Origin of the sequence: Psychrobacter sp. YP14 (assembly GCF_003209315.1) — a bacterium.
Taxonomy (GTDB): domain Bacteria; phylum Pseudomonadota; class Gammaproteobacteria; order Pseudomonadales; family Moraxellaceae; genus Psychrobacter; species Psychrobacter raelei.
Genome location: NZ_CP029789.1, coordinates 405,730 through 417,323 on the forward strand (window position 1 = coordinate 405,730; position 11,594 = coordinate 417,323).

An 11,594-nucleotide genomic window follows, 5' to 3' on the forward strand; every position below is an offset into this window, starting at 1 on the left:
GCGCCAAAATAAACACACAGATGTGACGCGTAGTGTTAGACCGGAAGTCTAATTTCGCCCAAAAAATTAGGGTGCGTGAAACCAACAGGAGTAATCATGTCAGAGCTTAAAGGTAAAAAAATCAGCTTCATCGGTGGCGGCAATATGGCCCAAGCCCTTATTAGTGGTTTATTAGCAAGAGGCATTAAGCCAAACGATATTACCGTAGCCGACCCTTCACAAGATATTCGCGATGTCTTAAAAAGCCAAAAGATAAATACCGTAGATCCGACAGGCACGACCGATACCAACAATCCCCAAATTGCCGCAAAAACAGCGGATGTGATTGTGCTGGCAGTTAAGCCTCAAGTTATGGATAAAGTGGTGGCTGATTTTGCTGACGTCTTGGACAGACAATTGGTTATTTCTGTGGCGGCAGGTTTGTCTACCGACAGCTTAAGTAAAATGCTTGGCGGCTATCAGAACATTGTCCGCGCTATGCCCAATACCCCAGCTATGATTCAAAAAGGCGCAACCGGTCTTTATGCCAATGACAGCATTAGTGAGACCGACAAGCAGCTTGCCGCGACACTTATGGCCGCTTCAGGTTTGGTCAGCTGGGTAGAACAAGAAAAGCAGCTGCATGCCGTAACGGCCGTATCTGGCTCAGCGCCGGCTTATTTCTTTTATATGATTGAGTCGATGATTGAAGCAGGCCTGGAGCAGGGACTAGATAGAAAACAGGCGGCTGCTTTGGCGATGCAAACTGCTTTGGGTGCCGCTCAAATGGCCATCACCAGCGGCGAAGCACCCGCTGAACTGCGCCGTAAAGTGACCTCTCCAAACGGCACTACGCAAGCGGCTATTGAGTCACTACAGCAAGATGATTTTGCCGGTATCATTAAAAAAGCGATGCAGGCTTGTTACACGCGTAGTGAACAGATTAGCCAAGAGCTGGCCGACTAATGATGTAGCGCTAATTTTTTACCGCTTTGCTTTAAGCGCACAGTTATTGTTTAAGCAACTAAATAAACCTGGTCGTCGCCCCTTTATATAACGAATGAGTAAGAGTACGCTGAATGAGTCTTTCGTATGCCCTATTTAACATGGTTGTAAACTTTGCCATGCTACTGGTTTTTATCCGCTTTATGCTGCAATTTGCAGGTCTTGAGCGCAATCATCCTTATGTTGAGCCTGCGTATAAAGCCACTCAAATTGTGGATCTGTTTGGTCGTATCTTCCCTACCGTTGGTGCAGGACGGGTGAACTTAGCGGCGGTGATGCTGCTATTTTTATTAAAGCTCATTGACATCTCAGGCAATGCAGCGATTGTGGGCCACAGTTACACGCCCATTCGTTTGTTCTTTGAGGGCACACTGCAGTTAATTCTAAGCTTCTTGAGTGTGGCACGTTATTTGATTATTGGCTCAATTATTATTAGCTGGATAGTGGTATTTACCCAAAAGATGCACCCGATCTTTGAGCTGATTATGCAAATGGCTGAGCCCATCTTAGCGCCTTTTCGCCGTATCACACCAAGCTTAGGTATGTTAGATCTATCGCCTATGATAGCTATTTTTGGTCTACTGTTGATTGAGATTTTCGTTCAGATCATTGCCAATAACTTGTTGCCGATGATTGGCTAATTGCCAACCCACCTCTCTTTCCTAAATGCTATTTGTGATGGGGAAGAAATGAAAAGGCAATAAAATAGGGCGAGTAGGGCAATAAATGAGACGATATGGGCTTTATTTGCAGAAAGTTTGCAGAAACTTTGAAATCTGGCTTGCAAAGTCGATTTAGTTTGTTATAATACTCGCCCACAACATGAGGTAACTGGTTAAGTTAGCCAATGATCAAATGTTGTCGTTTTAGCAGTTTCGGTGAAGTGGGTGAGTGGCTGAAACCGCACCCCTGCTAAGGGTGTATACGTTAACGCGTATCGAGGGTTCGAATCCCTCCTTCACCGCCATTTTTTTTGAAAGATTTAAATTTTTAAAAAAATTCAAAAAAAAGGTTGACTACTAAAAAAAACTGGCTATAATAGCCATCCTGTTAACAACGAGTGGTAACACACCAGCAGTTGCTAACACAGTAAGTTAGATAAATATGCGCCTGTAGCTCAGTTGGATAGAGCACTTGGCTACGAACTAAGGGGTCGGGAGTTCGAATCTCTCCAGGCGCACCATCTAACATTACATTAAATCAATCGCCCTTGTTTGGCGATTTTTTTATGCCTGTTGGTTTTTCAGCAGCGCAGTCTTTCTCTTTTCTCTCCTCTCTCTTTTTTTTGTCTACCTAACCGTCGTCTACTTATTGAAAAAACAGCTGGGTGTATCGCCACTACCAGTTTGTGTAAAATACGCTACAATAGCGGCTTTGCTTCTTTTTTTGTCACTTATAAATATCGGGTGGTCTGTACAACCATGTCAAAACAACGTCGTTCTAACCTGTCTAAACCTCCCACAGCATCCTCTGAAAAGGGGTTACGTCCTACGGGCATTGAGGGAGTTAGCGTCTCAGGTGAGCCTGAAATCGCCAAAGCAGCCACTCGTGTTATTGCCATTGTCTATGATGGCATGTTGATCTTGGCCTTGTTGTTTTTGGTGGGGACGGTATTGACGGTGCTTGGCACTATGATGACGATGGAGACGGGGGTGACCTCAGATCAGGCGCAGACTTTGCCTGCGTGGTATCGCAATCTGGTGCTAACGCCAGCCTTTATTGTGACCTTAATTGGCTTTTATGGGCTATTTTGGCGTAGAGCAGGGCAGACGCTAGGCATGCAAACGTGGCGCTTAAAGACGGTCGATAGCCAAGGTCAACTGCTGACTTGGTCTAAGACGGTGAAGCGTATTTTGGCGGCCTGCGTGGTACCTGTGATATGCGGCATGATTGGCTATGCTTTTCATAATTCACGTTCAGCGATGCTGTTTAGTGCCTTTTTTGGTCTGATGTTTAATTACCTGTTTTGCCTGTTTAATCGAGGTGGGTTGGCGGTACATGACATGCTCTCTGGTACTGTGACCCTAAAAATGCCTAAAATCCATCACGAAGGCTTATTTAAATCGCTTAGAAAGAAAAAATAGTTTTTTGTTTATTCTGTTTTGGCCAAAATCACGCCATGTTTTGGGTAGTGAATACGGCATAAATAAGAATGGCTTTCATTAGTCACACGCCCACACAAAACTTAGTCTAACTAAGACAGCAATTAGCCCCTGTTATGTCTATAATAATTTGATAAGCCGCTGGTTATAATATAGGTTTTTAGGTTATAGCCAGCTTAGCTAATTTGAAGCATTTATGGATAAATTTTGGAGAGAGCGATGAGTAACAGTAGTGGTGTGGACTTTGATCAAGATATTTTTGCTGCGTTAATTGCTAAGCATGACATTCAGCGCGATCTGTGTGATCAATTAGAAAAACAAAGCGATAACGATAAGCGCAAAGCACTCTATCAAGAACTGAAACTTGAGCTGCAAGCGCATGCGGCGGCTGAAGAGCGCCATCTATATATTCCGGTAATGCAGCACGATGAAGGCCTAGATTTATCACGTCATGCCATCACCGAGCATCATGAGATGGACGAGATGATGGAAACGCTAGATGATGGTCGTATCAGTCAAGAGACTTGGGACACCACCTGTGCTGACTTAATTGAAAAAGTACGCCATCACCTAACCGAAGAAGAACAAAAATTCTTTAAACAAGCCCGCAAAATCTTGGATAGCGATTTGCAGCAGCGTCTGGGGGCATTGTATCAAGTAGAGCATGATGAATTTGAAAAAACCCATGCCAATGATTAAGCTTGTGTGGCCAAAGCAAGTTCAAAAACCCACTTTTTAGTGGGTTTTTTATGGTCAGTATACAAATAAATTGTAACGACCGGTCTAATCTGCTTTAAATTTAAAAAGATAACCGCCATAATAGCAGCCACTCCCGCTCATCTTTCTGCCCTTATACGGTTGCCATTAGCTATTAAGCCTTAATAGTGATGGCTTTTGTGTTAACTATGAGCCATTATGGCGCTAAATTATCCAACTCATAAACCGATAGGTTTAGTGCAGTAAGACAGTGAAACTTTATGAATAACTAAAAAGGAAGTCGCATGGCATACGCCCCGTTATTTAACCCCATTAAGATGGGCAACCAAACCTTTAAAAACCGTGTATTTATGGCGCCTTTGACCCGTCTGCGCTCTATTGAGCCCAGTGATATGCCCACCATATTAGCCGCTGAATACTACTCACAGCGTGCAGGCTCAGGTCTGATTATTACAGAGGCCACTCAAGTGTCGTTGCAGGCCAAAGGCTACGCAGGTGCACCAGGTCTGCATAACGAGGAGCAGGTAGCAGCATGGAAAGTCATTACCGATGCTGTACATGCCAAAGGCGGCAAAATTGTGGTGCAGCTGTGGCACACCGGCCTGGTATCACACAACAGCGTACAGCCTGATAATAAGGCGCCTATTTCAGCCTCTGATGTTGATGTTGGTGTCCGTACTACCTTACGTGATGACCAAGGTGCTCCTATCCGTGTTGAGGCCACAACGCCTCGTATGGCAAGCTTAGAGGAGATTAAACAAGTCGTCGCAGATTTCGCTCAAGCGACCCAATATGCCAAGCAAGCCGGCTTTGATGGTATAGAGATCCACGGTGCCCACGGTTATTTATTACATCAATTCTGGGCGGAGCATACCAACAAGCGTACAGACAACTATGGTGGTAGCCGTGAAAACCGCGCCCGCTTAATGCTTGAGGTTATCGATGCTTGTGTGGCTGCTTGGGACCAAGATCATGTGGGCATTCGCATCTCGCCACTGGGTAGCTTTAACAACGTTGATGTGGGTTATAACGAAGATGAGGCGATTTGGTTGGTTGAGCAAATCAACAGCCGTAACCTTATGTATTTGCATATGTCTGAGCCAGACTGGGCCGGTGGCACGCCTTATTCAGAAGCGTTTAGACAAAAACTACGGGCGGCTTTTAACAACCCTATCGTGGCCGCTGGTGGCTATAGTGCCCAAAAAGCGCAGGATTTAATTGAAGCGGGCTATATTGATGCGGTGGCCTTTGGTCGTGATTATATCGCCAACCCAGATTTAGCAGAGCGTCTCCAAAAAGATGCCGCGTTAAACGAGCAGCATCCTCAAACCTTCTATGGTGGTGGTCTACAAGGCTATATTGACTATCCATTTATGAGCCAATAAGCGTGTCATAGACGCGCTCTTAATAGCGGTCTATATTAAATAACAGCGCACATAAAAATCCCCAGTCTAGGCTTATAGGCTGGGGATTTTTTTGGCTAAGTATTTGATTTTTGCCGATTAGTTTTGGCGGCTTGGCTCATCAAAATAACGCATTAACCCGTTTAGCAATAGGCTTTCACGGATATGAATGGGGACGGTGAGGTGCTGAGCTAGAATAGGCGCATCTCCTCCTGTCAAGATAAACTCATAGTTGGGGCTGCGGCGTGCAATCTCATTTATGGCACCAACAATGGACAATAAAATCCCGCGGTGCACCGCATCTGAAGTCGTGGTGCCCTCACTGATGCTATTAAAAGTGCCCTCAACAATGCTAATTTGTTTGGTGCCAGAGAATAAAGCTTCACGTTGCAGATAAATACTGGGGAAAATATAGCCACCCAAATGATGGGCATGATCGGTCAAATCTATGGTCAAAGCTGTACCGCAGCCTACGATACATTGGCGTTTTTTATTGTCTACCGCGCCCAAAATCTGCAACCAGCGGTCCACCCCCAATTGACTGGCATCATAATCACTACTGAGCAGTGGGTGGCAGGCATCCACATGCACAAATTCAAAAGCAATATCGAGCGTAGACAGCGACTGAGCCACTTGCGCGTTCACCTCGTTACCAAGTACCGAGGACACACCAATAAACTCAGGTGCCAAATTGGCAAAGCGGTCAGTTAGACCGATTAACAGCTCAGCGGGCGCCTGCAAATGTTGCTTGGCATCTGAGGTGATGATTTGTCCCACATCATCCGTGAGCCAGTATTTTAATCGGGTGTTTCCCAAATCAAGCCATAGCTTTGCCATAATTGCATCCTTACGGTTTTGTTCGCCTGACAGGGCATGTGTGGCCACAAAAAGTCCTGAAATAGCCCCCTTAAATAAACAAGGGAGCAATAAGAGACGAACAAGCTTTTAAAAAGAGGCCAATAATAGCAGTTTATGCTTAAATGGGGCAAAGCGAAGACAAAAAAAGACGCCATAAGGCGCCTTTCATAACACAATAACGACTTGGGGGTCGCTGAATAGATGCTCTAGCGCTCGCTTAAATCACGCGCTACTAACTTCTTAAGCTCTTCTGGTGAAGACCATAGACCTTCTAAATCATAAAACTCACGTGCTTGGCGAGTCATGATATGTACGATAACACCGCCTAAATCTACTAAGGTCCAGTCGCTGTCTTTCTCACCTTCACGGCCCAGTGGCATAAAGCCTGATTTTTTTGCGGTGGCGCCCACTTCATCTGCCAAGGCGCTGACGTGGCGCTTCGAGGTGGCATCTGCGATAACCATATAATCGGTGACGTCAGTTAAATCGGCCACATGCAGTACGGTGATGTTCTTAGCTTTTAGGTCATCTAAAGTTTCTTGAACCATGTTTAGACAAAACTGTAGTCTCTCGTCACTCATGGGGGTTCTTTGGGTTGCGTCTAATGTCATAGCTATCCTATAAATTATTTTGGGTTTTCTTATATCCGCTTGCTGCCAAAAGCGCTCGGCTAAAGCAGACTAGGCTAAAAGAAAGTTATACAAGCTTGGGTTGAAAATTTAGGTCATTAAGAGGGTATAAGGTTTGCACGTAGAGGTGTTGTAACAGCCATTAACTCAGTAAGAATGATATAAATTATTTTTCATAATATACGAATAAACAGAGCGTGGCAAAGCAGATTTTGCAATATCAAAGCTGCCCTCAGTTATAGCTTGGCGTATGGCGCTACTAGAAATGGGGTCAACACGGTGCGAATCTATGTATATATGGCCCTTTGCGGCGTATTTCAAGTCCTCAATATGTTCAGTGAGCGCAGATTTTAGTTTATTTGGCAGTAAATTAGCAATGTGTTGGTGCGTTTGTAAGTGATCACGAGGGATTACCCACAGATGAGCAAACTCAATAAGCCGGTCGCCATCTCGCCATTGGGGCAGGCTTTGGACATTATCGGCGCCAATGACAAACACCAAGCTGGCCTCAGGATTGGCCTGACGCAATGCTCTGAGCGTATCTATGCTATAGGTGGGCGGGGTTTGCCAAATTTCGTGGTCACAGATTCTAAAGTCAGCGGGACTGATTGCCGTCTGCGCTTTAGCTGCAGTCATCTCATCAATAGCCAGCTGTAACATGGCCATACGATGCTCAGGACGACTGCTGTTGTCTTTGAGCGGTGAGCGTGAGGTGGGCATAAAATAGGCACTCAGCTTTGAGAGAGGCTTGGCTGTGTGTAGATGCTGATAAACATGGGCAAGCAGAGCCAAATGGCTGTTATGCACCGGATCAAATGAGCCGCCCAAATAAATTTGGATGGGCCGGGTGGCGCAAGCATGGCGCGGATAAGCATCCGTCTCTAAATGACGACAAGATGAAGGGCTAGAGGCTGGGGTTGTAGTTGTGGTTGTGGTTGTGGTTGCAAGAGTAGGGGCAGGCATGACATATCCAGTCGAAAATCTAGCGATAGTAAGACCAATTTGGCCATCAACAGACACAGTAGCTTATCACAGCGCCTCTATGTTAAAACAAAAAAGGTTAAAGCAAAAAAAGGTTAAAGCAAAAAAAGGTTAAAGTAAAAAAAGGTTAAAGTAAAAAAAGCCATAGGGTAAGATGGGGTGTCGCTTGTCTGCCAAACCGCTTGGCTAATATGTAATAGTATCAATAAAAATAGCCGGCAAAGCGCCGGCTATTTTTAGGCTATGAGGTTATCTCTTTGGCAGTTGCCATTAAAATGCCTGTAGCTATTAGCGATACCAACAGTAATTAAATCTCAGAGCTGCTGGCTTGAATGGCGGTTAAGGCGATGGTGTACACGATATCATCAACCAAAGCACCGCGTGATAAGTCGTTAACAGGCTTGTTTAAGCCCTGTAGCATCGGGCCGACGCTGACGACGTTGGCACTGCGCTGTACCGCTTTGTAAGTGGTGTTGCCGGTGTTTAAGTCAGGGAAGATAAACACGTTAGCTTGACCCGCTACAGGTGAGTCAGGCGCTTTTTGTTTGCCCACGCTAAGCACAGAGGCTGCATCATACTGTAGTGGGCCATCTACCATTAAATCAGGCGCACGTTCACGTACAATTTGAGTGGCTTGTTTGACTTTTTCTACATCGTCGCCGGTACCAGAGGCGCCGGTTGAGTAGCTAATCATCGCCACTTTGGGCTCAATACCAAAGGCTTTGGCAGAGGCGGCCGACTGAATGGCAATCTCTGCTAGCTGCTCAGCATTGGGGTCTGGGTTAATGGCACAGTCGCCATAGACCACCACTTGTTCAGGCAATAACATAAAGAAGATAGAGGAGACAAGAGAGTACTGAGGGGCTGTCTTAATTAACTGGAAAGCCGGACGTACGGTATTGGCAGTGGTATGAATAGCACCCGATACCAGACCATCCACCTCATCCATATGCAGCATGGTGGTGCCCAATACCACGGTGTCTTTTAGCTGTTCAGCGGCCTGCTCTGGAGAGGCTTTGCCTTTACGGCGCTCAACAAAAGCGGCAACGTATTTGTCTAAATTGAGGGTGGCCGGATCGATGATTTCGATGTCTTTTGGCAGATCTACGCCGCGGTTTTTGGCCACTTGCGCAATCTCATCGGAGTTACCGATAAGTACACACTGGGCAATGCCGCGGCTTTGACAGATGGCGGCCGCTTCGATGGTGCGTGGCTCTTCGCCTTCAGGGAGCACCACACGCATTTTGGCTTGTTGTGCTTTTTTGACCACTTGATGACGAAACGCTGAGGGAGACAAGCGAGGCTTGTAGTCGCGCTCAAAGTAAGACTTCAGCCAATTTAGATCTAAGTGCGCGGCCACGAAGCGGGTCACAGTCTCAGCACGCTCCACATCATCTCGTGGAATCTCATTACTGATGTTAAATAAGTTGGTCACTGTCTCTAAGCTATTGGTCGGTACGCTCATAATGGGCAAGCCGGTTTTTAGCGCAGGCTGACACAGCTCAAATACAGTATCGTTGGGGATGATACCACCGGTTAATACGATACCGGCCATGGGGATACCATTCATGGCAGCCATCGCTGTGGCCAATAACAAGTCATCACGGTCGCCTGGGGTCACAATCAAGGTGCCGCGGTTGAAGATTTCACCCACACGCGAGATGGTACGCGCCGCTAGGCTGGTTTTTAACACACGGCGCTGTTTTGCCTCACCTTGGTTAAGCCAAGTGGCATTTAACTGCTGGGCGATGTCCCATGTGCGCGGCACAGACAAGCTGTTGCTAAACGGTACCACACCAATGAGATGATATTTTTCGGTGGCAAAGTTTGGAGAGTACTTTTGCATCGCTTCGATAAATTCAGCATCCAGCTCAAGTGTGGCCTCACCTGGTGCGACTGGCTGCGTATCAAAGGTATTGGGTACGTTATTGGCACGCATTAAGATACTGCCCAAAGTACGCTCACCGGTTAAGCCGCCGAACGCACGCGCGTGTAAGTCTAATTTATCCGCCAATTGCTTGGGGTTTTCAAGGTCAGCCATGCTCACAAAAATAACCTTGGCATCAAGCGCAGTGGCCAACGCATAGTTGACTTGCGAGGCGTAATTGACTTCCTCTGTGGGCACCAAGCCTTCACAGACCACCACGCCGTAGCCGTCATCTAACTTATGAAAATTGGTAACCACATCTTCCATTAAGTCATCAACATTGCCCGCATTCATCATGCGCTCAACACGCTCACGGGGGATAGACTCAGGCGGTGTTAAGCCAAAAGCTTTGTGCGCAAGCTCACTTGAGCTGTCTAAGGTGTGCTGTGAATCATACGAGTCATCTTGCAAAAATGGCTTCATAAAGCCAGCTTTTATGCCCAAGTAATCGAACGCTTTAATCAGACCAAGACCTGCAGATGTAAGGCCAATACCACGACCGGTAGGGACCAGCAAAATAGTTTGCATCAATCAATCCTTAGTTATTTTTTAAATGAGTTATTTTTAAATGAGTTGTTTTCAAAAAGTGCATCAAGCCAAAAATCAGCTTTGTGATATAAACCTGCCCGCCCATCGCTAAGCAGGTTTATGCTTATAGTCCCAATACGGCTCGAGTCTCTTCAGCGATTTGATACTCTTCATCAGTTGGAATGACCCATAATTCATAGCGGCTGTCAGCGGTATGAAAACTGCCTTCTTCTCCGCCATATAACTCAGCATTTTTTTGTTGATCTATATCTAGACCAAAATGACGCATCACATTTAAGATACCGGCACGGATGGTGGCTGAGTTCTCACCGATACCGCCTGAGAATACAATACCCGTCATATCAGGTAGGGCGCAAGACAATGACGCTAAATATTTACCAGCGCGGTAGCAGAACATCTCTACCGCTAATTTGGCGTCTTGTTGGTTGGGATGTGAGTCATCATTGGCGATGGATTCAACAGTACGCATGTCGTTTGAGACACCAGAGATGCCAAGTAGCCCACTTTCTTTGTTCAAAATAGTGTCGATTTGCTCTAGATTTAGCCCCAACGTGCGCTTGAGGTGAATGTGTAAGCTTGGGTCGACATCGCCGCAGCGGGTTCCCATCATTAACCCCTCAAGTGGGGTAAGACCCATGCTGGTGTCTAAGCTTTTGCCATCATAGACCGCTGTTTCCGAGCTGCCATTACCTAAGTGAGCGATCAGCCAGCCGTGTGGCCCTGATTGTGTGGTTAACTCGCTTGCACGGTGAGACAGATAAGCGTGTGAAGTGCCATGGAAGCCATAACGACGAATGAAGTCTTTTTCATACATCTCTTTTGGAATGGCATAGCGGAAGGCTTTGGGCGGCATGGTTTGGTGGAAAGCGGTATCGAATACCACTACTTGGGGCAGCTCAGGATGGATGGCTTGAACCGCTTCAATACCAATGGCGTTGGCAGGGTTGTGTAGCGGTGCTAGAGCTTTTAGGCGTTTGACTTCTTCGATAACGTGCGGGGTAACTTTTTCGGCATGGCTAAACTCGCGTCCCCCATGCACCACACGGTGACCTACTGCGATAGGAGATTGGTCGCCCAACAAATCCATGATACGCACCAAAGCCGCTTGGTGGTTGGCACCTGGAATGGTCACCTCGGTTTTTTTACCTTCAAGGCATTTGTGAACAATACGGGCATTATCTAACCCTAGGTTTTCGGCTAAGCCGGTGATTCTGTGCTGATTGTCTTCACTAATTAAAGCATATTTGATCGAAGAGGATCCGCAGTTAACGACTAACGTTGGGTTACTGATAATGGTATTGCTCATTTTGTGTCCTTACATTAAAAAGTGAAAAGAAAGTAAGCAAAAAAATACACCACAAGAGGTGTGCTCTTTAAGCCATAGGCGCATAACGCCCTACATTATCTTCTACCAACACATAACATCCTATTGGGTGTGGCTTTA

At 46.2% G+C, this 11,594-nt stretch carries 10 protein-coding genes and 2 tRNA genes; 7 read left to right on the forward strand and 5 right to left on the reverse strand.

Features of this window, described 5'->3' with window-relative positions:
• Window positions 1-96 precede the first annotated feature (96 nt).
• From proC to DLE54_RS01730, 7 genes are all read left to right on the forward strand, one after another.
• Complete coding sequence (proC, locus tag DLE54_RS01700; RefSeq protein WP_110816050.1) at window positions 97-945, forward strand: pyrroline-5-carboxylate reductase; 849 nt, start codon at window positions 97-99, stop codon at window positions 943-945.
• A 113-nt stretch (window positions 946-1,058) separates the two neighbouring features.
• Window positions 1,059-1,625 (forward strand): YggT family protein, encoded by a 567-nt coding sequence (locus DLE54_RS01705; RefSeq protein WP_011959627.1) that lies wholly within the window; start codon window positions 1,059-1,061, stop codon window positions 1,623-1,625.
• Window positions 1,626-1,861: 236 nt separating this feature from the next.
• Window positions 1,862-1,951 (forward strand) — tRNA-Ser (locus DLE54_RS01710).
• A gap of 139 nt (window positions 1,952-2,090) precedes the next feature.
• Window positions 2,091-2,167: transfer RNA gene (locus tag DLE54_RS01715), tRNA-Arg, on the forward strand.
• A 238-nt stretch (window positions 2,168-2,405) separates the two neighbouring features.
• A complete protein-coding gene (locus DLE54_RS01720; RefSeq protein WP_110816051.1) occupies window positions 2,406-3,068 on the forward strand; it encodes an RDD family protein in 663 nt (220 codons plus the stop codon).
• Between the two features lie 237 nt (window positions 3,069-3,305).
• Window positions 3,306-3,785 (forward strand): hemerythrin domain-containing protein, encoded by a 480-nt coding sequence (locus tag DLE54_RS01725; protein WP_110816052.1) that lies wholly within the window; start codon window positions 3,306-3,308, stop codon window positions 3,783-3,785.
• A 302-nt stretch (window positions 3,786-4,087) separates the two neighbouring features.
• Entirely contained in the window at window positions 4,088-5,188 is a 1,101-nt protein-coding gene (locus DLE54_RS01730) for an alkene reductase (RefSeq protein ID WP_011959630.1), read from the forward strand.
• A gap of 117 nt (window positions 5,189-5,305) precedes the next feature.
• Here the strand turns inward: DLE54_RS01730 and DLE54_RS01735 are convergent, their stop codons facing one another.
• From DLE54_RS01735 to DLE54_RS01755, 5 genes are all read right to left on the reverse strand, one after another.
• Window positions 5,306-6,043: a pantothenate kinase gene (locus DLE54_RS01735; protein ID WP_011959631.1), complete on the reverse strand. Its 738-nt coding sequence runs from the start codon at window positions 6,041-6,043 to the stop codon at window positions 5,306-5,308.
• A 227-nt stretch (window positions 6,044-6,270) separates the two neighbouring features.
• Window positions 6,271-6,645 carry a ribosome silencing factor gene (gene rsfS, locus DLE54_RS01740; RefSeq protein WP_413775364.1) on the reverse strand — a complete coding sequence of 125 codons (375 nt, stop codon included), beginning with the start codon at window positions 6,643-6,645 and terminating at the stop codon, window positions 6,271-6,273.
• 195 nt (window positions 6,646-6,840) lie between these two features.
• The gene (gene nadD / locus DLE54_RS01745; RefSeq protein WP_110816053.1) at window positions 6,841-7,656 is read right to left on the reverse strand and encodes a nicotinate (nicotinamide) nucleotide adenylyltransferase; all 816 of its coding nucleotides are present in this window, start codon (window positions 7,654-7,656) and stop codon (window positions 6,841-6,843) included.
• Window positions 7,657-7,981: 325 nt separating this feature from the next.
• Complete coding sequence (pta, locus tag DLE54_RS01750; protein WP_011959634.1) at window positions 7,982-10,129, reverse strand: phosphate acetyltransferase; 2,148 nt, start codon at window positions 10,127-10,129, stop codon at window positions 7,982-7,984.
• 124 nt (window positions 10,130-10,253) lie between these two features.
• Window positions 10,254-11,456 carry an acetate/propionate family kinase gene (locus tag DLE54_RS01755; RefSeq protein WP_011959635.1) on the reverse strand — a complete coding sequence of 401 codons (1,203 nt, stop codon included), beginning with the start codon at window positions 11,454-11,456 and terminating at the stop codon, window positions 10,254-10,256.
• Window positions 11,457-11,594: the final 138 nt, after the last annotated feature.